The sequence below is a fragment of the Pseudoduganella rivuli genome (genome assembly GCF_009674485.1).
In the GTDB taxonomy this organism is placed as follows: domain Bacteria; phylum Pseudomonadota; class Gammaproteobacteria; order Burkholderiales; family Burkholderiaceae_D; genus Rugamonas; species Rugamonas rivuli_B.
On record NZ_WKJJ01000006.1, the window covers coordinates 271,063 to 294,123 of the forward strand.

The following is a 23,061-nucleotide window of genomic DNA, read 5'->3' on the forward strand; positions in this document are numbered from 1 at the left end:
GAGACGTCCTGTGACGATGCGCAGCTTACGTACCCTCGCCTTCACCTTCGCCGCCGTGAATGCCCTGTCTTCCGGGCATGCGGCGGCGGCCGAATCCACCCAGCCGCCGGAAACCATCACGGTGGGCGTGTTCACGGTCGCGCCGTACGTGATCGCCGGCGTGGACGGCCCGCAAGGCGCGCTGGTGGCGTTCTTTGAACAGGAAATCGCCCCGCGCATGCAGGTACGCTTCCAGTGGGAGCGGCCGATGACGGTGGCGCGGCTGGAACAAAGCCTGATCGCGGGGCGGGTGCTGTTTACGCCCATCCTGGCAAAAACCACGGCGCGGGAAAACGCGCACATCCGCTTCGCCGGCGAACCGTACATCCGCTTCACGCCGGCCATCGCGGTGCTGCCCGGGCATCCGCTCAGCGCCGTCACCGCACCGGGCGACTTATCCGGCATCACCATCGGCTGGGTCCAGGCCGGCGCACTGCCGCCGTTCATGCAGGATTCCCGCATCCACCTTGACCTGGCCGGCGCCATCGACTGGGAACGCACCAATCTCGACAAGCTGAAACTGGGGCGCATCGGCGGCGCCTATTTTTCCGACCGCCACACGGCGCGCTACTTTGCCGCCCGCAACGGCATGGCGCTAAAACTGCTGGATTTGCCGGTGCCCGGCACGGCGCTGTACGCGGCGTTTTCGCCGGCCGCGCCACCGTCGCTGGTGGAGCGCTACCTGCGGGCCGCCGGCGAAGCGTTTGCCAACGGCCGGTTCAATGCTTACCTGAACCGCGCCGTCGCGGAGCCATAAGGATTACCGGTATTTCTTCGGCTGGCGCTTGCGCTCCGCCGCGTTCTGGTCGCGCAGGATGGCGTCGACCTTGTCGGATGCCATGCGCGACAGTTCCAGCGCGGTCTCCACGTCCGGGAAGCATTCCGGCAAACGGTAGCCGAGCCACGCATAGGCGGAGTACAGGCGGCACATGTCTTCCACGTCCTGCAAATTCTGGTAGCGCATCGGCTGGTCGTTGACTTTCAGGCGGCTGGCCTTGCCCTTCGACAGCGCCAGCGCCCACTGTTCCCACGCGTGCTGCAGCGACATCACCTTGCTGGAGACCGGCACCAGCGACAGCGTGAATTTGTCGGCCACCGACAGCGGCAAGGCGTCGAGCCATGCGGCCCGTTCGAACTGCTCTTCCGTGATGCGGGGATAGAAGAAACCGTCCGGCACGTCGATGTTGTGCACGAACCGCTTCAGCAACCGCGCCAGCGAAGTTTCCGCCGTCACCGATGAAATCAGGTGCAAATGCTCCAGCGTGGGCGCCACGGAAAAACCGGTGGCATTGAGCGGCGCCGGCTTTTCCTTCAGCAGCGCGCGCATCACCTGGTGCGTGTCGTCGTCAAACCCCGCCACCAGGCCTTCCTCATGAATACCGTAGCGCCCCGCCCTGCCCGCGATCTGGCGCGCCAGCGCGGACGGGATTTCCTCTTCCTCGCGGCCGTTGTATTTAACGGTGGTGGTCATCACGATGCGCGAAATCGGCAGGTTCAGGCCCATGGCAATCGCATCGGTGCCTACCACCACGTCGGCGGCGCCGTCGCGGAAACGCTGCGCCTGCGCGCGCCGCACTTCAGGCGACAAATTGCCATACACGGTGGCGGCCGACAGTCCCATATCCGTCACCATGTCGCGCCACATCAGCACATCGCGGCGGGAAAAGGCGATCAGCGCATCGCCACGCCGGATGTTTTTCAGCTTGCGCACGGCGGACAGCTCCATGGCCAGCGGCCCCTTGCGCTTCAGGAGGTGCACTTCCAGCGGGCATTCGAGCCGTTCGGCCAGCGCCTCGATGGCCTTCTTGGCTTCCGGCGCCCCCACCAGGTACACGGTGCGCGCCGGCGCGCCGCACACGGCGGCGGTCCACGCGGCGCCCCGGTCCGGGTCGGCCAGCATCTGGATTTCATCGATGACGGCCACGTCGACCGGCGTGCGCGTATCGAGCATTTCCACCGTGCTGGCCACGTGCGTGGCGCCGTCCACGATGCGGCGCTCTTCGCCCGTCACCAGGCTGACCGCCAGCGGCTTGCCGTGGCGCGTCACGGTTTGCAGCCGTTCATAGTTTTCCAGCGCCAGCAGCCGCAATGGTGCAAGGTAGACGCCGCTGGGCGCTTTGGCCAGCGCTTCCATGGCCTTGTGGGTCTTGCCGGAATTGGTCGGGCCCAGGATGGCAATGAAGCGGCGCGGCATGCGGTGCGCCGCGATGAACGACGCCGGGTATTCGCCCAGGCTGATGCTCTGGCGCGTACGTTCCGCATGGCGCTCTTCGCGCTGGCGCTCGAACGCGTGCTCCAGGCGCAGGCGGATGCGGTCGCACACTTCGCTGCCCAGGTCCGACGTTTGCAGGTCCGACAGCGTATGCAGGAACGCCATCGGGTCCATGCCGTAATCGTCCGCCTCCACCGCGATATCGCGCACGAATTCCAGCACATAGGCGTGCAGGTCGCGCACCGCCTTGTCGCCGCTGCGTTCGCGCAGCAGCGCCAGGCGCGTGTCGCGGTCCATCTTGCGCCACTTCGACGGCTTGGCCAGCACGCCGTATTGCGGCACCAACTGGTACGGCACGCGCAAGCCGACGTCTTCCACCTCGCCCGCAAAACGCAGGAACACGCGGCCCTCCATCTTGACCAGCGCGATGCCGCGCTGCGGCAAGCCGAGTTCTTCGCACAGGCGCTCGTCTTCGCTGTCGTAGGGTTCGTGTGGTGCTGAGATGGTACCGTGGGGAGCAGTCATGTGTGCGAGTATACCGCTCCGCGCCCCATACGGCAGCCGTGAGGTACAATCGTACCTCTGCCGTACTGACAGCCGTATAGAAACACATCCATGCCGCAAACCATCATCGCCCCCGTCCACCACGAACTGGTCATCAAGAAAAGCCGCTTCATTGCCTGCGTTCAGCCCATGCCCGACCGTGCCTCCGCACAGGCGGTGGTGGCGGAACTGTGGGCGCAACATCCGGGCGCGGCGCACGTGTGCTGGGCGCTGCTGGCAGGCGGCCAGTCGGCGGCCGTCGACGATGGGGAACCCAGCGGCACAGCCGGGCGGCCCATGCTGGACGTGCTGCGCCACCAGGACCTGGAAGGCGTGCTGGCGACCGTCGTGCGCTATTTTGGCGGCGTCAAGCTGGGCGCCGGCGGACTGGTGCGGGCTTATACGGACAGCGTGGCCCAGGCGCTGCTGGGTGCGCAGAAAGTCGCCATCATCCGCATGCAAACGCTGCGCTGCACGGCGCCATACGCGATGGAAGGACTGGTGCGGCGCGAAGTGGAACTGGCGCAGGCCAAGCTGCATAACGTCGCGCACCGCGACGACGTCTTGTTCGAATTGTCGTTACCAGCCGATGCGGCGCCGGCGCTGATGTCGCGCCTGACCGAAGCGGGCCATGGCCGCATAGTCTGGCTGGGCGACGACGACTGAGCACTGGCTGAAGGCACTACCTGCAAACAGCCATTTTCTTCGCGGCTTTCTTGTCCTTGCCATCCCCGGACGCGCCTTTGCCGCCGTCCTTGCCTTTGCCCTCTTTCTCATCCTTGCCATCTTTGTGATCGCCAGCAGGCGTCCCTTCGCCGCCGCCAAAGCTGTCGGCGCCGCCGCCGATGGTTTGCTGCTCGAATGCCTGCGCCAGCGCTGCGGATGCCGGCGATGACGGTACGGTGGCGGGGCTGGAGGACGGCGCGCTCTCCTGTGCAATGCCTGCCGGTGTGGTTTCCTTCGGCTTATTCTCCGGCGGCTTGCTGTCTTGCGATTTGTTGTCCTGCGCGGGCTGTGGCGGTTGCTGTACCGGCTGTTTAGCACTGTTGGCCGCAGCCTTGGCGGCATTGTCCGCCGCTTGCCGCGCGGCCTCATCGGCGGCGGCCTTCGCGGCGGCCTGCGCCGCCGCATCGGCAGCAGCTTTTTCCGCAGCCGCTTTGGCTGCGGCATCGGCTGCTGCTTTTGCCGCGGCATCGGCTGCTGCCTTGTCCGCCGCTGCCTTGGCGGCGGCTTCCGCAGCCGCCTGTTCCGCCGCCTTCGCGGCAGCTTCCGCAGCAGCTTTCTCCGCTGCTTCCTTGGCGGCTGCTTCCGCCGCTGCTTTTGCCGCCGCCTCGGCGGCAGCCTGCTCCGCTGCTGCCTTGGCCGCCGCTTCTGCCGCCGCTTTTTCCGCCGCGGCTTTGGCGGCCGCTTCGGCCGCGGCTTCGGCCGCCGCCTTTTCCGCTGCCGCCTTGGCTGCCGCTTCTGCCGCCGCCTTGTCCGCCGCTGCCTTGGCTGCCGCTTCCGCTGCGGCCTTGTCCGCCGCCGCCTTGGCTGCCGCTTCCGCTGCGGCTTTATCGGCCGCCGCCTTCGCTGCCGCTTCCGCTGCGGCTTTTTCCGCCGCCGCCTTCGCTGCTGCCTCCGCCGCCGCTTTTTTCGCCGCGGCATCGGCTGCGGCCTTGGCCGCGGCTTCCGCTGCCGCCTTGTCCGCCGCAGCTTTGGCCGCCGCCTCCGCGGCGGCCTTGGCTTCCGCTTCCGCGGCGGCTTGCGCCGCCGCTTCTGCCGCCGCGATATTGTCCAGTTCCGTCGAGGCAATCGTCAGGCCGCCCGTAACGGAACCCGCCGGCGCCACCACCGCACCGCCCGGTCCACGTGCTTCCAGCGTGGTCGAGCCGCCCCCGCTGTCGATGCGGGACGCGGGATCCAGTACCACGTTGCCGTTTTGCGCCAACAATGTCACCGGCCCCCGCGCGGTATTGGTCAGGCGTGCGGCGGCGCCCAGCGTGATGCCGGTGCTGGCCGTGACCTGGATTCCCGTGCCGCTGGTGACGCCAGTGTTGATCACGACCGGACTGTGCGCCGTCAGGGTGACCTTGCCCGACGCCGTGATGGCGCCCGGGCCGCTGGCGGCAATGCCGCCTGTATTATCGACCGTGATGGCGCCCACCGGATTAGCCAGCGCCCCCAGCGCCAGCGACACCGCGCCACTGTTATTGGTGAAGACGATATCGCCGCTGCCGCCGTTGGAAGCAGCGAAGGACTTCACGTGGTTGACACCGCCCAGCAGGATTCCGCCCGTGGCCGTGATTTCGAGTCCGTTGGCGGTAATGGTTTCGCCGCCGTTGCGGCTGAACGCGCCATTATTGACAAAGCGCAGCGTCCCGCTGACGTTGGGCGCGGCAATGTCACCGCCGTCCATGAAGCTGATGGCACCCGTGTGCGACGCATCGCCCAACACCAGGGTCGGCGTGGTAAAGGCCGCCATGTCGCGCGCATTGAGCAGCAAGCCGGTTCCCGTATCTTCGCCGCCCAGCGAACTGAATTTGATGGGCTGCGCGGCCGTCAGCGAATTCACCTTGACGAAGTTGGCGCCGCCCCCTGCCGACGCCACCGTGCTGCCGCCATAGACATCGACTTCATCTGCCTGCAACGTGACATTGCCGCCCGTCGACGTCACGCCCGCATTGATCGCCAGGCCCGCTCCCGCCAGCGCGATGTCGCCGCCGGCGGACAACGCGCCATCCACCGCCGCCACACCCTGCACCGACAGCGCGCCGCCCGCACTGCCACGCAAACCGGCAATGGTATTGGCCTGCGGCAGCAGCACGTCGCCGGATGCGGCTACTTGCAAAAGCCCCACCGCCAGCGCCATACCATCGGTTTGCACGATGCTGCCGGCCGTCGCCTTCGCGTTGACGGCATTGGCCGTGATGTTGCCCAGCGTGAGGGCGCCGCTGGCTTGCGTCAGGTCGAGTGTACCCAGACCTGTCACCACGCCGCCGGTCTGGCTGAATGCCGACGTGGCCGTCAGGGACGACGTCCCGTCGCCTTTCAGTTCGCCGCCGCCCTGGGTATAGGAACCCACCGTCAGCGCAGCCTTGCTGATATCGGCCGCACCGCCCGTGATGGTGAAGGCGCCGACGGTCGGCGTTTTGCCCGTCAGTGCCAGCGCGCCTCCACCCAACGCCAGCGCGCCGCCGCCCGTGACGGTATCGAGCGTGACGGCGGCCGCTTCACCGTTGACACGCAAGGTCCCGTCGATGACGGCGCCACGCTTGACGTCGAACTGGCTGGCATTGACGTCCAGCACCGCTCCCGGGGTGATGCGCAAGGTCGACATGGCTTGCTTGCCGGCACCTGCCACCAGTCCAAGGCCGGTGTCGATCACCACATCGTCGGCATTGCCTGGCGCCTTGCGCTTGCTCCAGTTGTCGCCGTCGTCCCAGGCCAGCGTGCCGGCGCCATTGCTGAAGTAATTCGCGTCGGCCACCTGGTTGACACGCACCGCTTCGCCCGCGGCCAGTCCATAGCCGGGCTGGTAGCCGGTCGGCAGCGTCATCTTGCTGAAAGTACCGGCGCGTTCGCCCGCCGTCACGATGGCGATCGGCTGGAACGCCACGGGCTTGTAACTGCCCATCAGCTCCGTCGTCAATGCACCATCCAGCACCGCCTTGCCGGTGACGGCCAGCAGGTCGGACTGACCGGCCCCATGGCCGCCCAGTTCCATCGCCAGCACGCCGCCATTGCCCTGCGTGTAATTGCCTTTGATTTGCAGGGTGCCGATGCCGGCTCCACCCGGAATCACCTTGCCATTATTGGTGAACATCCCGCTGCCGACATCGACCGTGCCGCTGCCCTGCAATACGCCGGTGGCGGCCAGCGCCAGATCGCCCGCGCGCGACAGCACCGAGCCGCCCCCCACGTCGATCACGCCGGCAAGTTTCGATACCCGGTCGCCCAGCGCCAGCGCGGCCTTGCCCGTCAGCGCCAGCGTATTAGCCTTGCCCAGGTCCAGGCCGCTGATGGAAGCGGGGCCGCTGGTTCCGTTCAGGGTGACGGTCAATGTATCCGGACGGGCAATGTGCACCATTTGCGCGGCGGTGGGCAATCCCAGCAGCCAGTTGGCGGCGACGTCCCACGCGCCGGACACATACGTCCCGCCGCTCTTGAGTATCCAGAAATTGTCGCCGGCCTGCGATGTCAGGCGCAGCGCGTGATACGACGGGCTGGCCTTTTCCACGTCAAAGCCGCTGACGGCCGGCAGCGTTCCGGCCAGTTGCGTCGCCGTGCTTTGCACGACATCGAACGCATCGCCGCTGGCATAGGCGCCGGCAAGGTCGGTGCGGTTGATGACAGTGGCGGCGCCGACCGTCACCGCGCCGGTCGCGGCCACCTTGTCGTAGCTGGCGGCGGACGTCAGTTCCGTATTGACGGCGCCAGCCGACGTATCGAGCGTGCCGTCGATCGCCAGCGTACCGATGGCGCCGGCGCCGCCCGGCGACAGGGTCCCCTGGTTGACGACATTGGCGGCAATCGTGCCGCTGCCTGCCAGCACGCCATCGGCGCCATTGGCCAGCGTGCCGGACGAGGTGGCCACGGTGGCGCCGTTGCCGACCGTCAGCGTACCGCCATTGGCGGCCATGCCGGACAAGGTCAGCGTGCCGCTGGAGACCGACACCGTCCCCGTATTCGACGTCAGCACCGCCGTTTGCGCGCCGGCCGACGTCTTGCTGAATGTGCCCGCGTTGGCAAACGTGCCGCCGCCGCTGACGGGCGTGGCGTGCGTACCGGCCAGTGTGACGGAACCCGCCGCCACGTTGGTGAAGGCGGTGCCGGCGGCCATGGCGAATTGTCCCGCCGCGCCATTGATATTGATGGCGCCCGCATTTTCCGACACGCCGCCGGCGACATTCAGCGCCGCGCCCAGGTCCACCACGCCATTGTTCAGCAAATTGGCGGTGGCGGTCGGCCCATTGATGGCCAGTGTCGTACCGGAAGCTGTTTGCAGCAGCGCGGCGCCCGCCTGCAGCCCGGCGCTGCCGATGGTCATTCCCCCGCCCAGCACGCGGATCGCGCCGCCACTGTAGGAACCGGACAAGGTCACTGCGCCCGCCATTTGCGCCATGCCGCCGCCCGCCAGCAAGCCGGACACCGTGCCGCCCGTCAGTGTAAAACCGTTGGTCGCGGTCAGCGTTCCCGTGGCGGCGCTGATCGTGCCGGCGCTGGACACGCTGTTGACCGTTTGCGCGAAGCCGGCCGTGTCGAGCGTGCCGGCCGCGCCGATGGTCAGGTCTCCGCTGCCCAGCGCATTGGCCGCGCCCACGGTCAGGGTTCCCCCATTGACCGTTGTTCCGCCCGTGAATGTATTGGCGCTGTTGAACGCGGTGGCGCCGGCGCCGGATTTCACGATGCTGCCGGCGCCGCCGATGCCGCCGCTGACGGTGTCGGCGGCGGTGGCCGCCAGGGTCAGCACGGCATCCGTTCCCAGTGTCACCGGGCCGGTCAACGTCGTGCCGCCGCTGGCCGACAGCGTGCCATTGTTGGCCAGCGCCAGCGCGCCGGTATGGAACCATTGCGAAGGCATGGCCAGCGATGTCACAGCAAGGCTGCCTCCGGTGTTGACGCGGGCAAAGCCTTCAAACGTGCCGGACAGCGCCGTATTTTGCGCCTGGATCGTCAATGGCGCGGCGGCCAAACCCGCGTTGCCCAAACCGCCGCCCCCCAAGGTCACGCTGCTGCCTTTCAGCACAACGGGGCCAGCGATCCGTACCTGCCCCCCATACGACTGGGCGCCAACCGTGGTGACATTCCCTTTCAACAGGCTGGTGCCGCTCACATTCAGGCTTGCCACATTGTCGAGCACGCCGCCAAACGTCGCCAGTCCCGTATTGGTCACGCCCAATGCGAAGGCCAACCCAGGCGTGCCACCGAGATTGCCGACGAAATCCACCGTACCGCCGCTATTGACCGTGGTGCCGCCGGCAAGCGCCAGGTTGCCCTGGTAATACTGGTTGCCGCCTGACGCCAGCGTGCCTCCTTTGAATAGGATCTGATGGCCGTCGACATTCATGCCAATATCGCCGCCCGCAGTGAGGCTGGTCAGCGTGACATCGCCTCCTGCCGTCACCACGTACTGGCTGCCGGCACTGCCGGACAAGTTCAGGGCGCCGGGCGCATTGACGACCACAGAGCCGGAAGTGGAGGTGGCGGACACGGAAGCGGCGACCGCATTGCTGAGTGACAGATCCCCGGCTGCCGTTGCCGTCAGCGCGCCGCCGTTCAGGCTTTGCGAGCCAAAGGTGTCGGACTGGATCGTACGGCCCGCCGTCAGGTTCAAACCCAGTTTGCCGCTGGTGGAATTGATGGGTTGGCGCAAAACGATGTCGCGGCCCGCGTTCAAGGTCAGCGACTGGTCGCCGCCGGCCGTCTTTTCAATCTTGCTGTCGACGGTGATATCGGTGCTGGCCGCCAGCGACACGCTGGTGGTGGCCAGCAGCGTGGCAATGGAACCGGCCGTCATCTTGCTGGTGTTGCCGGCATAGGTGCCGGCGTCCAGCGTGACCACCGTCGCGGCCGGGTCGACCGCCAGCACGCCGGCATCGCCGCCCAGGCCCGTGCCGTCCACGTCCGCCACGGCGCCGATGATGATGTTGGCCGGGTCCAGCAACAGCGTCCCGGTTTTGCCCCGCGCCGCAGTGGTGTCGGTCCGCAACCCGTCTATCGACAGATGCCGCAGGCCGGATGTCTCGACCATTCCGCCGTCGCCGCTCTGCGCGCCGCCACGCGCGCTGATGGTTCCCTGCGCCGCGGTGGCGCGGTCCGACCACAGCACAACTTTGCCGCCGTCTCCGCTGGCCAGCGCATCGGCCCGCAACACGGCGTCCGCCCCCAACAGCGCGGTTTGCGCACGCGACAGGCTGCCGCCGCCCTGGTAATCGCCCCCCACCAGCACCGTACCGCCGCCCTGGCCGCCGGATGCATCCAGCAGCGCCGTTCCCTGCACGGCGACACTGTCGCCCGTCATCTCGATCCGCCCGCCGCTGCCGCTGCCGGTCGCCAGCATTTGCGCGGCGCCGTCAGCGACGGCGGACTGCGTCGCGCGCAGGAAGATGCGGCCGCCTTCGCTGACCACGCTGCTGGCATTGAGCACGCCGCTGTTTTTCACCAGCACGCCCGCCATGCCGATGCGGCCCGCCGTGCTGACGATCTGGCCCAGGTTCAGTGCACTGCCACCGGTCCCTGTGACGGCGACGCGCACGCCGGGCGTGGCCGTGTCCAGCAATTCCACGCTGGCGCCTGCCGCCAGCAGCACTTCGCCATTGGGCGCGCGGATCACGCCATGGTTTTGCACATCCGGGCCCACCAAGTAGACGCTGCCGCCGGACGGTGTCGCGATGGTGCCGTCATTGCGCACCATCGCGCCCAGGGCCGCTTGCGGCGTGGCGTTGAACAGCATGCGCCCGGCCAGGAAATCCGCATCGCGCACGGCCAGCGTGCTGGCGACAAAACCGTGCAAATCCAGCGTGGCGCCCTGCCCCACCATGATGCCGGCCGGATTCACCAGCCAAACCTTGCCGTTGGCCGACAGGCTGCCCTGCAACAGCGATGGCGCGTTGGACGCCACCCGGTTCAGGATCACCGAATCGGCGCCCGGCTGGCGGAACGTGACGGCGGCGCCGCTGCCGATATTGAAGGTGTCCCAGTTGAGGATGGCCTTGCCGCTTTGCTGGACAATGTCCATGCGGTTGCCCGATTGCGCGACCGTGGCCTGCCCCGCCGCCAACGTGGCGCCGGTTGGCAGCGTGTTCGATGGCAGTGGCGCCGCGTGCGCCGATAATCCCGTCAACAGGGCCAGCGCGGCGGCCGTTCGGCCCCAGGCGGCGCGGGCGCCCAGCAAGCGCGCCATCATCCGCACCAGCAACGGTGCGACGCGGCGCGGCATGCGCCGGATCAACGTGTATTTGTGGCGTCCATAGCGCACGATGGCGGCGACGGAAACGGGGGACATCCTGGCGGCGTGGTCTGGGGCGCTCATGATGGTAGCCTTCGGGAATCTATCCCTACATTATCGGTCACGGCGTTGCAAATTACCTATGGAATTCGCCCTGTTGCAACATTGTCGCCACGAATCTGTGCCCGCAGTGGACTCCACCGCACAGACAGCCGGACCACGGCCGTGTTAAAAAGAGCTTGAGAGCAAGTAGTTTATTGGAGGAAATTCCTATGAAATGGGAAGGCAACCGCGAAAGCGATAACGTGGAAGACCGCCGCGGCGGTGGCGGGGGTGGCGGTTTCGGATTCGGTGGCGGCACCATCGGTATCGGCACCGTGATACTGGCGCTGCTGGGGTCATGGATCTTCGGCATCAATCCGCTCACGATGCTGGGCATGCTGAGTGGTGGCGGCCCCGCGCCGCAGGTGCAGCAGGCGCCAGCACATGCGCCACCGCCATCGGACAAACAGGCGCGCTTCGTGGCCACGGTGCTGGCCGATACGGAAGACGTATGGGGCGAACAATTCCGCGCCGGCGGCAGCCAGTACGTGCGGCCCAAGCTGGTGCTGTTCTCGGATCGCACGCCCACCGCGTGCGGCACGGGACAAGCCGCCATGGGGCCGTTTTACTGCCCCGCCGATTCCAAGGTGTATATTGACCTGAGTTTTTACCGCCTGATGCAGCAGCGCTTCCACGTGGCCGGCGAATTCGCGCAAGCCTATGTCATCGCCCATGAAGTGGGCCACCACGTACAGCACTTGACGGGGGTTTCCGGCAAGGTGGAACAGGCGCGCCGCAACGCGTCCGAACGGGAAGGCAACGCGCTGTCGGTGCGGCTGGAGCTGCAGGCCGACTGTTATGCGGGCGTATGGGCATTCCATGCCAACCGTGCGCGCAGCATCCTGGAACAGGGCGATATCGAAACCGCGCTCAATGCCGCCAGCGCCATTGGCGACGATGCGTTGCAGCGCCAGTCGCGGGGCGAAGTGGTGCCGGATTCGTTTACGCACGGCACGTCGGAACAGCGGGTGCGCTGGTTCAAGCGGGGCATCGACAGCGGCGACGCCATGCAGTGCGATACGTTCAAGGCGCGCACACTGTAAACCGGGCGGCATTCCGATTTTGGAGCCGCACCATGACTGAAGCCGTCACCACGCCTGCTGCGCTACATCGGCGGCAAGCTGGAATCGGCGCAAGCCTTCGTCACCGACGGCCAGCGCATCACCGCGATCTATGCGGTGTGCAATCCCGACAAGCTGGCCGGCGTGCCGATGGCGCTGTAGCGCCGGCCCAGGCGCCACTAGCGGAAGGCGTAGACGATGACGTCCTGTTGCGGCGCGGCCTCCGTGCCGGCAAGCTGTTTGCGCGGCACCACCATCGTCAGTTCGCCCCCCACGGTGCCGTCCTGCTTCAAGTCGATGCGCATTTTTAATTGCCGGTCCAGCGCGACAAAACTGTCCGGCGATGCCGCCACGATGCGGTGCGCGCCCTGGCGGTCGATTTCCGCGTACATGGCAATGCCGTTGTGGGTCAGGTACAGCGTCTGTCCGTTCGACAACTCATACGCGCCGCGGAAATCGTCAAAGTCTTGCCGGGCCATGGGATAGCGATGTGCGGGCAAGTCGATGGTCTGCGTTGGCGCGGGAATCTTGACGGTTTCTTCGGCAAGTACGGGTGCAGCGGTGGTGGCCAGCGATGCGGCGGCAGCCAGCAGGATTCCAGGCAGGATATGTTTCATGTTATTTCCCCTTTTGTTTTGAACAGGTGCTGAACCAGTCTAGGCGGGGAATGGGTGATGCGCGTCATCCGATCGGATGACGGCGCCAAAACACCTGGCTGCGGTCGCACGGCTGCCCCGTCAGCGTGGCGCTGGACTGATGGATCATCGCAATCAACTCGCCCTGGCGGCGGGTGGCGGTCTTGGCGTAAATATGATGCAGATGGGTTTTGACGGTATTGACACTGGTTCGGTGCAGGACAGCAATGTCTTCCAGCGCCGCGCCTGTCGACAGCGCCTGAGCGACCCCGGCCTCGGCCGGCGTCAAATCGAACAGTTGGCTCAGCGCGTGGCTCGATACCATCATTTCCTCGGGGTCGCGCGCCAGGACAATCGCGCTGGGCAGCCCGGACGGCGCGCGGCCCGCCGGCTGGAACGGCATCACCATCAACGTCAGCGGCAGGCGGCCGCCGCGGCGCAGCGCCAATGCATGCGCGCCCGCCTTCCCGGTCCCGGCGACATCGCGCACCACGCGCGCCAGCGCCTGCGCATCGCTTGAGTCCGTCTGCAGACGGCCGCCCTGCAATCGCAGCGGCATGTCCGCGCCAAACAGCGCCGCCGCACGCACATTGGCAAACAGCACGCGCAATTCCACATCGATCAGAAAGACGGCCGCCAGCACTGCTTCCAGCGAAGCCAGCGTGCAATGTTCAGCCATCTCCGCCTGCAGCACCCGGCTGCGCAGGCGCAGCGCCCGTTCGACAAACGGGAGGAACGCCAGGACCCGTTTCCGTTCCCGGCCATCGTAATTGCCCCAGGCCAGGCTGCGATGCATGCCCAGCAAGCCCGATGCGGCAGGCACATAGGATGTCACTGCGCCCACGACATAAAAACTGTCAACCGGCCGGCAAGCCACGGCGCCGGCGATGGGGTCGCCGCTGGCATACACGGCCGCGCTGCCGGGTTCCTGCACCTTCTGTGCTCTTGCCTCGTGCCGCCGGTAGAGTTGCTCGTAATCGTCAACCAGATCGTCCCCAGTGTGGGCAGTACAGTCCAGGACCAGCCCGGCCGCGCCGGCTTGCTGCACCACCAGAGCGGCGCTGCTGGAATCGAAAGCAGTGGCGATCTCGCCGCACAGGCCAGTCCATTGGCCGGCATCGAGCGCAGCTTCGTAGAGATGGATGACCAATGCACTGGGGACGGTTACCTCGTGTGTGATGTACATGCGGCGTCCTTTCCCTATGCCGTTGAATATACGCCGCTTGTCTTGGACAGCAAGCATTACTCGGGGCAATGCCGCCAAGAAAATATGCGATGGAAGCCCGCATCGCACTTCCCGCCAAAGCGTGATTCGCCGCCGGATGGAACAGGCGTGGAACGAACAAGGCTAGCGCACAGCAAGTTACGCTGCCGGCCCATTTCACCAGCCATACCACTTCAACACCGCCAAAAACTGGTACGCATCATTTAACAGAATGTCTCATTTGAGACATCCCGTCTTTTTTCTCTCTCGGCAGAATGGCCCAACCGTCGCCGGACACCCGGTGGCGGCCTTGCTTCCGTCAGCCCACATGGTTCTCCCGGAACAACTGGTCTTGAATTGGACGCAACTTTACAAAACCACTTGACTACCAATTTTTGCCATTCCATGCTGGCCCCCGGCTGCACGCATTCGAGCCGGATAACAAAAGCAAGAACACCTTACCCAACCAAGGAGGAGAACATGGTAGCTACGATCAGGGCGAACGCCCGCAACCTATGCCTGGCCGGCCTGGCCGGCGCGCTGCTGGCCGCATGCGGCGGCGATGGCGCCAGCACCACTGAAACACCGCAAAAACTCAAGATGGGCGCCACGGCCAGTTGCCCGGCGTGGACGTCGACCGACATCTACACGGCAGGCATGTGCGTGACGTACAACGGCAATACGTACAAGGCCAAGTGGTGGACGCAAAACAATGTGCCGGGCACCGAACAATGGGGCCCGTGGGAATTGCAGGCCACCACGCCAACGCCTACCCCGACACCAACACCGACGCCCACTCCTACGCCGACGCCGACGCCGACGCCAACCCCGACACCCACTCCTACGCCTACTCCGACGCCCACCCCGACACCGACGCCGGCCGGCCGCGAAATCGGCTCGTACTTCGCCCAATGGGGCGTGTATGGCCGCAACTACGAAGTGGCCGACATTCACACCACGAAAACCCCGGTCAACGGCGTGCAAACCAGCGTGGCAGACCAGCTCACGTTCATCAACTATGCGTTCGGCAACGTCTACCAGAAAAACGGCGGCTATGAATGCGACATGGTGTCGCGCGCCGAAGTGGGGAACGACAACCCGACGTCGCCACAGGCGGGAACGGGCGGCGATGCCTACGCGGATTACCAGCGCCAACCGGCCCGCACGGTCGATGGCAAGTCCGTCGCGTGGGACGCCAAGCTGTCGGGCAACTTCCTGCAACTGAAATTGCTGAAGCAGCAGCACCCCAACCTCAAGGTGTTCATCTCGCTGGGCGGCTGGAGCTGGTCGAAGTTCTTCTCGGCCGCCGCGAAAACCGATGCGCTGCGCAAGCAACTGGCGAAATCGTGCGTGAAGATGTTCATCGCGGGCGACTTGCCGGTGCAGGACGGCCGTGGCGGCCCCGGTTCCGCCAAAGGCGTGTTCGACGGTATCGACATCGACTGGGAATACCCGGGCGGCGGCGGCCAGCCGTACAACACGTACGACACGGCGGACAAGCAAAACTTCACGCTGCTGATGCAGGAATTCCGCGCGCAGCTCGATGCCCAGGGCGCCACGGACAACAAGCGCTATGCGTTGACGGCCGCGATTGGCGCCGGCGCCGACAAGATCGCCAACACGGAACCGGGCAAGTACGCGCAATACATGGACTGGGTCAACGTGATGACGTACGACTTCCACGGCGCATGGGAACCGAACACCAACTTCCACGCGCCGCTGTACCACGATCCGGCCGATCCATCGACCGGCAACGTGGCCAAGTACAACGCGCATGACGCCATCACGGCGCTGGTGGCGGCCGGTATGCCGCGCAACAAGATCCTGATGGGCATCCCGTTCTATGGCCGCGGCTGGAAAGGCGTGACTGCGGGGCCGAACGGCAACGGCTTGTACCAGGCCGGGACGGGCGGCGCGGCGGGCGCGTATGAAAGCGGCATTGATGACTACAAGGTGCTGGTCAACAAGACCGGCAACCGCTGGTACCACCCGGTGACCAAACAACTGTTCCTGTACACCGGCACCGGCGAATGGTGGAGCTATGACGATCCAACCGTGATCGCCACCAAAATGAAGTACGTGCGCGATGAAAACCTGCGCGGCGCCTTCTCGTGGGAACTGGACGGTGACGCCAGCGGCGCGCTGACCACGGCCGTCTGGCAAGGCCGCTGATCCGCCAGGATCACGCGACTCGACTCCGTAGGGCGGTTTGCGCAGCAAGCCGCCATTGCATGCGTCAACGAAACGCTATGGCGGCTTTGTAAAAACCGCCCTACGGAAATTCACGTCACCACGGAGGCCAACATGAAACGCCAAACCAACGTCCAACCGCTGGGCATCAGCGACGAATGGCGCCGCTGGATCGCGGAAAACCTGATGCTGGGCAGCCATCCCGACACGCTGGCCGGCATCCTCGTGCAATCGGGCGTCGGCCTGCGCGACGCCCAGGCCGAACTGGCCGCGGCATTGGCCAGTCCCTACCTGCAAGGCGTGCAGCGGCTGCACAACCGTCTCGCGAAACGGGACTGGTTGCTGGGCATACAGGCGCAGCTGAACCGGCTCGCCCCGATGGAAATTCCCCGGCGCCACCAGCTGTCCGGCGAGGATTTCCTGCACCAGCACTACATCGCCAACCGCCCGGTGATCCTGACCGGCTGGCTGGACGACGTGTCCCGCGACGACTGGTCGCTGGAACGCCTGGCGCAGCGTTTCGGCGACCGGACCGTGGAAGTGCAGTTCGGCCGCAACGCGGACCCCGACTATGAAATGAACAGCATCGCGCACAAACGCACGATGCGCTTCAGCGAATACACCGGCCTGGTGGCGGCCAGCGGCCATACCAACGATTTCTACATGACCGCCAACAATGGCCAGCAAAACCGGCACGCGCTGCGCGAATTGTGGGACGACGTGCCCAAGCTGCCGCACTACCTGGCGGATGAACCGGCAGGCTTTTTCTGGCTCGGCCCGGCCGGCACCGTCACGCCATTCCACCACGACCTGACCAACAACTTCATGATCCAGCTGTCCGGCCGCAAGCGGGTACGCCTGATCGCGCCGTGTGAAACGCCGAAGCTGTACAACCAGCGCCACTGCTTCACGCCTGTCGATGGGCGTGCGATCGACACGCAGCGCTTCCCGGCCATGGCGGGCGTACCGGTGCCGGAATGCGTGCTGGAGCCGGGCGAAGTGTTGTTCCTGCCGGTGGGCTGGTGGCATTTCGTCGAAGCGCTGGACATTTCCATCACGGTGTCCGCCACGCATTTCAAGTGGGATAACGATTTCTATTCGAACTATCCGACCAATCACGACTTTTGAATTTTCCCAACCATATGACCTATAAATCACATTTGATGCTGGCGCTGCTGGGCGGCGCCCTCGTTGCATGCGGTGGCGGCGACCCGTCGGCCACCACCACTAAATCCATGAAAATGGGCGCGGCCGCCACGGCCAGCTGCCCTGCCTGGACTTCCACCGATATCTACACGGCCGGCATGTGCGTGACGTATAACGGCGCAACGTATAAAGCCAAGTGGTGGACGCAAAACAATGTCCCCGGTACGGAACAATGGGGTCCGTGGGAACTGCAGTCGGGAACGCCGACGCCTACTCCCACGCCGACGCCGACGCCTACTCCGACACCAACGCCCACGCCTACACCGACACCAACGCCCACACCAACGCCGACTCCGACGCCAACGCCAACGCCCACTCCAACACCGACGCCGGTTGCATGCCGCCCCGACGGCCTGTCGTCTCCCGTCACCAACGTGCCGTATTGCAGCGTGTACGACACCAACGGCCGCGAGAAACTCGCCAACGGCATGAACCGCCGCATCGTCGGCTACTTCACCAGCTGGCGCACGGGTGCGGGCAATACGCCGTCCTACCTCGTCAACAATATCCCGTGGGACAAGGTCACCCACATCAACTATGCCTTCGCATCGGTGGACGGCAATGCGAAAGTCGCCATCGGCAGCGGCGCCAACAACCCGGACACGGGCATGACGTGGCCGGCCATTCCCGCCGCCGCGATGGACCCGTCCTTGCCCTACAAGGGCCACTTCAATTTGCTCGCGCAATACAAGAAGCGCTACCCGGGCGTGAAAGTCATGCTGTCCGTGGGCGGCTGGGCCGGGAGCGGCGGCTTCTATACGGCCACCACCAATGCCGATGGCACCACCAACACGGCAGGCATCAATACGCTGGCCGATTCGATGGTGTCGTTCCTGCGCCAGTACACGTTCTTCGACGGTATCGACATCGATTACGAACACCCGACCACCAACAATGAGGCGGGCAATCCGCTGGACTTCGGCGTGTCGAAACCGCGCCTGGCCGGTTTGATGAAGGGCTATAACCTGTTGCTGAAAACCGTGCGCCAGAAACTGGACACGGCCGCCGTGGCGGACAACAAGTACTATATGCTGACGATCGCCGGTTCCGCTTCCGCGTGGATCCTGCGCGGCGAGGAAAACCTGTCCGGCCTGCAGTACCTGGATTACGCCAGCCTGATGTCGTATGACTTGCACGGCGGCTGGAACCAGTACGTGGGTCCGAACGCGGCGCTGTTCGACGATGGCAACGATGCGGAACTGAAGGCCGGCAACGCGTACCAGTATGGCGGCATCGGCTACCTGAACGTGGACTGGGCTTACCGCTACTACCGTGGCGCCTTGCAGGCTGGACGCATCAATATCGGCGTGCCGTATTACACGCGCGGCTGGAAGGATGTCACGGGCGGCACCAATGGCTTGTGGGGCACGACACCGCTGGTCAACAGCACCGTCACCTGCGCCGGCGTGAAAACCTGCGGCACGGGTGCGACCGGCATCGACAACGTCTGGTATGACCTCGACAGCAATGGCCAGGCCGTCCCGGGCGGCGGCAACCCGCTGTGGCACGCGCTGAACCTGCAAAACAATATCGTGCCGGACTACCTCGATGCGTATGGCGTGACGGAGAAAACCATTACCGGCGTGTACAGCCCGAACTACAGCGCCACCCTGGCCGCGCCATGGCTGTGGAACGCCACCCGCAAGGTGTTCATTTCCACGGAAACCGCGCAATCGATGGCGGCCAAGACCCAGTACGTGATCGACAACGGCATCGGCGGCATCATGATCTGGGAACTGGCCGGCGACTATGCGTGGGATGCGGCGAAAAATGGCGGCAAGGGCGAGTACTTCATGGGCTACACGCTCACCACCAATATCGCCAACGCGTTCAAGACCGCAGCACCCTATGGCAACCAGCGTTCGGAAACCGCCATGCCGGCATCGTCAGCGAAAGTGTCGATCACGCTGGGTGGCTGGAAACTGGGCGACAGCAATTATCCGATCAACCCGGTCATGACGGTCACCAACAACACGGCCACCACGATTCCCGGCGGCTCCGTGGTGGAATTCGACTATCCCGTGTCGGCGCCCGCCAACATGAGCGACCAGTCGGGCTATGGCCTGTCCGTCATCAAGGCGGGCTATGCGGGTCCAAACAACATCGGCGGCTTCAAGGCCAACTTCAACCGCGCGAAATTCACGATCCCCGCATGGCAATCGCTGGCCCCCGGCGCGTCCGTGCAACTGACGCTCAATTACACGCTGCCGATTTCCGGACCGTCCGCCTACACCATCACGGTCAACGGCGTGAAGTATGCACTGTCGGATGACTATCCCGACTTGCCGGTGGCGCTGAAGTAAGCCTGCCCCGCCCCGGCGCGCCGATCCGCGCTCCGGGGTTTTTCCGATCCCACAAGGAGAACCCATGTACAGAATCACCAGCCTTGCCGTGCTGGCCGCCCTGCTATTGTCCGCCTGCGGCGCCAACACCACGCCGGACATCCAGCAGCGCCAGCGCGCGGGCGCCGCCGCCCCCTGCCCCGCCTGGAGCAGCACGCAAATCTACACGGCCGGCGCCTGCGCGATTTACCAGAACAAGCAATTCGAAGCCAAATGGTGGGTGCAAGGCACGGCGCCCAACGCAGCCGATAACTGGGGCCCATGGAAATACATCGCCGACGCCACCACGCCGCCCGATCCCGGCCCGGGTCCGAACCCGCAGCCGGGTGGCGTCCCCACCAAAGCGCAGGCCGAGGCGCGCGAGGCGGAACTCACCAACAATGATTTCTTCCGCAAGGTCAAGGCGTCCGTGCGCACGCTCGACAACGCCGCCGTGGAAGCCGTCGCGCCCGGCGCGGCCGCCAATCCCGCCAACGTGAAGCGGGTCGAGCGTCTGCTGACCTCCAGCAAATGGGAGTACTACTTCGGCGCCCGCGACACCAGCTATACGTACCGCCGCTTCCTGCAAGCGGTGGCGAAATTCCCCGCCGTCTGCGACGACTATACGGATGGCCGCAACGCGGACAATATCTGCCGCCATTCGCTGGCCACGATGTTCGCGCACTTCGCGCAGGAAACGGGCGACCACAATGCCAGCATCCCGCTGCCGCAATGGCGCCAGGGCTTGAAGTATCTGCGCGAAATCGGCTGCGATGACAACGGCACCAGCTGCGGCTACAACACGGAATGCGCCGACCCGGTATTCAACAGCGTCTGGACTTGCGGGAAAAACGCGGACGGCAGCTACAAGAAATATTTCGGCCGCGGCGCCAAGCAACTGTCGTACAACTATAACTATGGCCCGTTCTCGCAAGTGATGTATAACGGCGACCAGTCGGTGCTGCTGAAAGACCCGGACCTGGTGGCGTCCACGTGGCTGAACCTGGCCTCGGCCACGTTCTTCTTCGTCTATCCGCAACCGCCGAAACCGTCGATGCTGCACGTGATCGACGGCACATGGGTGCCAAACGCGGCGGACGTTACGGCCGGCGCCGGCAACAACTTCGCCACCACCATCATGATCATCAACGCGGAATGCGGTACCGGCACGGAAAAGCCGGCGGCGCAAAACCGCATCGATTACTACAAGCAGTTCGCGGCCGACCTGGGCTGGAACGTGGCGGGCGAACAGCTGTCGTGCGCCACCATGCAGCGCTTCGGCCCGTCCAGTTCCGCCGCCTACAACATTTACTGGGAAAAGAACTGGAACAGCGGCGGCGATTACCAGTGCCAGCTGGTCAGCTACCAGACGCCCTATTCCGCGCTGATTGCGGGGAATTATGCGAAGTGCGTGGAAAAGAACTGGAATATCGTGCTGAAGTGATAGCTGAAATATTCCCAATGTGAGAAATCGATAGATTTCGGTGGTGGCCCAATTGCTACAATGCGTGTTTTCCTTGCATTAGAGACAACATGGCCGCCATCGACGATTACGCAGACACCCAAGCCGGCGCAGCCGCACTGGCGTTCCACACACTGACGGCAGGCCTGCTCGACACCCCGCAAGACAAGGATGTCTTCAAAATCGCGGTGACCAAGGGCCGGACTTACCTTGTTGCCTTTGCCCCGCTCATGGCACAAGGCGATCCCGTACTAAAGGGCTGGGCTGACGGGAAGGCGCCCGTCATGTATTCCAAGGAAACGTCGACGCTGATCTACACGGCCGATTACACAGGCGACTATTTCCTGGAAGTCAGCAACCTCACTAAACCTGGCCTTGCCGGCTATTCGCTGGTGGCAGTCGAGACTTACCCGGACGATTACCCTGCCACCCAAAGCGCGGCAGGCGCCTTGCCCGTGGGCGGCAAGATCTCCGCGCAAATCGAAGTCAACGGCGACCGTGACTGGTTCAAGCTGAATTTGCAAAAAGGCGTCGAATACACACTGACGCTGGAAGGCAAAGGGTATGGTGAAGGCACCATGCCGGTCGGACCGTTTGGCGCAAAAGTGTTTCTTGAAGCATCGCCGTCGTCCGCCCCCAACATTCCCTTGGTGGTCTCGGATGACACGTGGACGCATTACTCGCTGACTGCCCATGCCAGTGGAGCGTACTACGTCTCCGTGTATGACGACGCCCAGTTCTTCGTCGCACCGTCTCCCGACTACCACACCGGCACCTATACGCTGCATGCGGCGCAGGTCCCCAATGGCGCCGGCACCGCCAACAACGATACGCTGGCCGGACTGGGTACCGGCACCGTCATCACCGGTGGCGCAGGTTTGGATACTGCCGTGTATGCGGGCGCCCGCGCGGATTACGCTATCGCGCAGGCCGCCGCCGCGATCAACGTCACCCACACTGGCGCAGCGACCGCCGATAACCTGACCGGCGTGGAACGCCTGCTGTTCGATGACGGCGCCGTGGCGCTCGACACGGCAGGCGCCGGCGGCCAGGCTTACCGGCTGTACCAGGCCGCCTTCAACCGCGCCCCGGACAAGGCCGGCATCGGTTACTGGATCGCGCAAATGGACAAAGGCGCCAGCGTCTACGACGTGGCGCACAGCTTCATCAACAGCGCGGAATTCCACACCCTGTATGGCGCCAATCCCTCGAATGCGGCCTTTGTCGACAGCCTGTACCAGAACATCCTGCACCGCGCGGGCGACCAGCCGGGTGTCGATTACTGGAACGGTGTGCTGGCTTCCGGCGTACCGCGCGCCGCCGTGCTGGCGTCGTTCAGCGAAGCTGCGGAAAACCAGGCCGCCGTGGCGAAGATCATCGGCAACGGCGTCGACTACGTTCCCTACGGCTGATCGCCCGCTCCCGGCCCATCCGGCGTGCGGCGTTCCGCCGCCGGATTCCGGATTCCCATCCGCGCCACAGGCCTGCGCGGACCACATCCCCTGAAAAACAATGACTTGCACATAAGAACTGGCTGGCATGGCCCTTGCTGAGCTATCGCTGCGATGTTGCACAGGCTAAACTGACCTGGCGTGCTCCATCCGCGATGACAACAATCACAACGCTTCCCCAGGAGACCATTATGCGCAAGTTCATCCCCATCCGCCCCTTCCTGTTCGCCCTGTTTTCCCTGTGCCTGGCTGCTTCCGCGTGGGCGCAAAAGGCCGAACACGGCACCGCCGACGAAGCCGTCGCCATGGTGCAGCAAGTGATTGCATCGATCAAGGCGAACGGCCGCGACAAGACCCTGGCTGAAGTGAACAACACCACCACCGGCAAATTCCGCGACCGCGACCTGTACGTCACCATCAATGACCTCAATGGCAAGAACCTGGCCCATGGCGCGAATCCCAAGATGCAGGGCAAGGATTTGATCGACCTGAAAGATGCGGACGGCAAGTATTTCGTGCGCGAGCGCATCGAGCTGGCGAAAACCAAGGGCAAGGGCTGGCAGGATTACAAGTTCGTCAATCCCATGTCGAAGCAGATCGAACCGAAGTCCATGTACTTTGAAAAGTATGAAGACTTGATCATCAATTGCGGGATTTACAAGGCAAAGTAGGCGGCCAACTGATACGGTCCGGGCGGGGCGGTTCTGC

Annotated in this window: 13 protein-coding genes and 1 pseudogene; 10 read left to right on the forward strand and 4 right to left on the reverse strand. The window is 64.8% G+C overall.

Annotation, left to right across the window (positions count from 1 at the left end):
• Nucleotides 1–10 precede the first annotated feature (10 nt).
• Nucleotides 11–796 carry a substrate-binding periplasmic protein gene (locus tag GJ700_RS11880; protein WP_154373912.1) on the forward strand — a complete coding sequence of 262 codons (786 nt, stop codon included), beginning with the start codon at nucleotides 11–13 and terminating at the stop codon, nucleotides 794–796.
• A 3-nt stretch (nucleotides 797–799) separates the two neighbouring features.
• Here GJ700_RS11880 and GJ700_RS11885 read toward each other — a convergent pair whose 3' ends face one another.
• Nucleotides 800–2,776 carry a helicase-related protein gene (locus GJ700_RS11885; RefSeq protein WP_154373914.1) on the reverse strand — a complete coding sequence of 659 codons (1,977 nt, stop codon included), beginning with the start codon at nucleotides 2,774–2,776 and terminating at the stop codon, nucleotides 800–802.
• A 90-nt stretch (nucleotides 2,777–2,866) separates the two neighbouring features.
• On the opposite strand from GJ700_RS11885, the gene GJ700_RS11890 reads away from it, so the two are divergent.
• Complete coding sequence (locus tag GJ700_RS11890; RefSeq protein ID WP_154373917.1) at nucleotides 2,867–3,460, forward strand: IMPACT family protein; 594 nt, start codon at nucleotides 2,867–2,869, stop codon at nucleotides 3,458–3,460.
• A 16-nt stretch (nucleotides 3,461–3,476) separates the two neighbouring features.
• On the opposite strand, the gene GJ700_RS11895 is transcribed toward GJ700_RS11890, so the two are convergent.
• Nucleotides 3,477–10,805: a two-partner secretion domain-containing protein gene (locus GJ700_RS11895; protein WP_154373919.1), complete on the reverse strand. Its 7,329-nt coding sequence runs from the start codon at nucleotides 10,803–10,805 to the stop codon at nucleotides 3,477–3,479.
• A 188-nt stretch (nucleotides 10,806–10,993) separates the two neighbouring features.
• Between GJ700_RS11895 and ypfJ the strand changes: the two genes are divergently transcribed.
• Together ypfJ and GJ700_RS35395 are read left to right on the forward strand one after the other, a co-directional pair.
• Nucleotides 10,994–11,866, forward strand: a complete 873-nt coding sequence (ypfJ, locus tag GJ700_RS11900) for a KPN_02809 family neutral zinc metallopeptidase (protein WP_154373921.1) — start codon at nucleotides 10,994–10,996, stop codon at nucleotides 11,864–11,866.
• 48 nt (nucleotides 11,867–11,914) lie between these two features.
• Nucleotides 11,915–12,046 (forward strand): annotated as a pseudogene (locus tag GJ700_RS35395) (RNA polymerase subunit sigma-24); the annotation flags it as partial.
• A gap of 17 nt (nucleotides 12,047–12,063) precedes the next feature.
• Here GJ700_RS35395 and GJ700_RS11905 read toward each other — a convergent pair.
• Both GJ700_RS11905 and GJ700_RS11910 read right to left on the reverse strand, forming a co-directional pair.
• Nucleotides 12,064–12,501, reverse strand: coding sequence for a hypothetical protein (locus GJ700_RS11905; RefSeq protein WP_154373923.1), 438 nt, complete (start codon nucleotides 12,499–12,501; stop codon nucleotides 12,064–12,066).
• Nucleotides 12,502–12,565: 64 nt separating this feature from the next.
• Complete coding sequence (locus GJ700_RS11910; protein WP_154373925.1) at nucleotides 12,566–13,705, reverse strand: helix-turn-helix transcriptional regulator; 1,140 nt, start codon at nucleotides 13,703–13,705, stop codon at nucleotides 12,566–12,568.
• Nucleotides 13,706–14,203: 498 nt separating this feature from the next.
• On the opposite strand from GJ700_RS11910, the gene GJ700_RS11915 reads away from it, so the two are divergent.
• The 6 genes from GJ700_RS11915 to GJ700_RS11940 all read left to right on the forward strand — a co-directional run bounded on the left by GJ700_RS11915 (nucleotide 14,204) and on the right by GJ700_RS11940 (nucleotide 23,024).
• A complete protein-coding gene (locus GJ700_RS11915; protein ID WP_154373927.1) occupies nucleotides 14,204–15,895 on the forward strand; it encodes a glycosyl hydrolase family 18 protein in 1,692 nt (563 codons plus the stop codon).
• Nucleotides 15,896–16,027: 132 nt separating this feature from the next.
• Nucleotides 16,028–17,041, forward strand: a complete 1,014-nt coding sequence (locus GJ700_RS11920) for a cupin-like domain-containing protein (RefSeq protein ID WP_154373929.1) — start codon at nucleotides 16,028–16,030, stop codon at nucleotides 17,039–17,041.
• Between the two features lie 14 nt (nucleotides 17,042–17,055).
• On the forward strand, nucleotides 17,056–19,422 hold the full coding sequence (locus tag GJ700_RS11925; protein ID WP_154373931.1) for a chitinase C-terminal domain-containing protein: 2,367 nt from the start codon (nucleotides 17,056–17,058) through the stop codon (nucleotides 19,420–19,422).
• 64 nt (nucleotides 19,423–19,486) lie between these two features.
• Nucleotides 19,487–20,884, forward strand: coding sequence for a glycoside hydrolase family 19 protein (locus GJ700_RS11930; protein WP_154373934.1), 1,398 nt, complete (start codon nucleotides 19,487–19,489; stop codon nucleotides 20,882–20,884).
• A gap of 89 nt (nucleotides 20,885–20,973) precedes the next feature.
• Complete coding sequence (locus tag GJ700_RS11935) at nucleotides 20,974–22,314, forward strand: DUF4214 domain-containing protein (RefSeq protein ID WP_154373936.1); 1,341 nt, start codon at nucleotides 20,974–20,976, stop codon at nucleotides 22,312–22,314.
• Between the two features lie 230 nt (nucleotides 22,315–22,544).
• A complete protein-coding gene (locus tag GJ700_RS11940) occupies nucleotides 22,545–23,024 on the forward strand; it encodes a cache domain-containing protein (RefSeq protein ID WP_154373938.1) in 480 nt (159 codons plus the stop codon).
• Nucleotides 23,025–23,061 lie beyond the last annotated feature (37 nt).

Coding starts and splice junctions, on each gene's coding strand:
- GJ700_RS11910 (WP_154373925.1), bottom strand. CDS start 13,705: ATGTACATCACACACGAGGTAACCGTCCCCAGTGCATTGGTCATCCAT.
- GJ700_RS11895 (WP_154373919.1), bottom strand. CDS start 10,805: ATGAGCGCCCCAGACCACGCCGCCAGGATGTCCCCCGTTTCCGTCGCC.
- GJ700_RS11925 (WP_154373931.1), top strand. CDS start 17,056: ATGACCTATAAATCACATTTGATGCTGGCGCTGCTGGGCGGCGCCCTC.
- GJ700_RS11930 (WP_154373934.1), top strand. CDS start 19,487: ATGTACAGAATCACCAGCCTTGCCGTGCTGGCCGCCCTGCTATTGTCC.
- GJ700_RS11905 (WP_154373923.1), bottom strand. CDS start 12,501: ATGAAACATATCCTGCCTGGAATCCTGCTGGCTGCCGCCGCATCGCTG.
- GJ700_RS11940 (WP_154373938.1), top strand. CDS start 22,545: ATGCGCAAGTTCATCCCCATCCGCCCCTTCCTGTTCGCCCTGTTTTCC.
- GJ700_RS11890 (WP_154373917.1), top strand. CDS start 2,867: ATGCCGCAAACCATCATCGCCCCCGTCCACCACGAACTGGTCATCAAG.
- GJ700_RS11920 (WP_154373929.1), top strand. CDS start 16,028: ATGAAACGCCAAACCAACGTCCAACCGCTGGGCATCAGCGACGAATGG.
- ypfJ (WP_154373921.1), top strand. CDS start 10,994: ATGAAATGGGAAGGCAACCGCGAAAGCGATAACGTGGAAGACCGCCGC.
- GJ700_RS11935 (WP_154373936.1), top strand. CDS start 20,974: ATGGCCGCCATCGACGATTACGCAGACACCCAAGCCGGCGCAGCCGCA.
- GJ700_RS11885 (WP_154373914.1), bottom strand. CDS start 2,776: ATGACTGCTCCCCACGGTACCATCTCAGCACCACACGAACCCTACGAC.
- GJ700_RS11915 (WP_154373927.1), top strand. CDS start 14,204: ATGGTAGCTACGATCAGGGCGAACGCCCGCAACCTATGCCTGGCCGGC.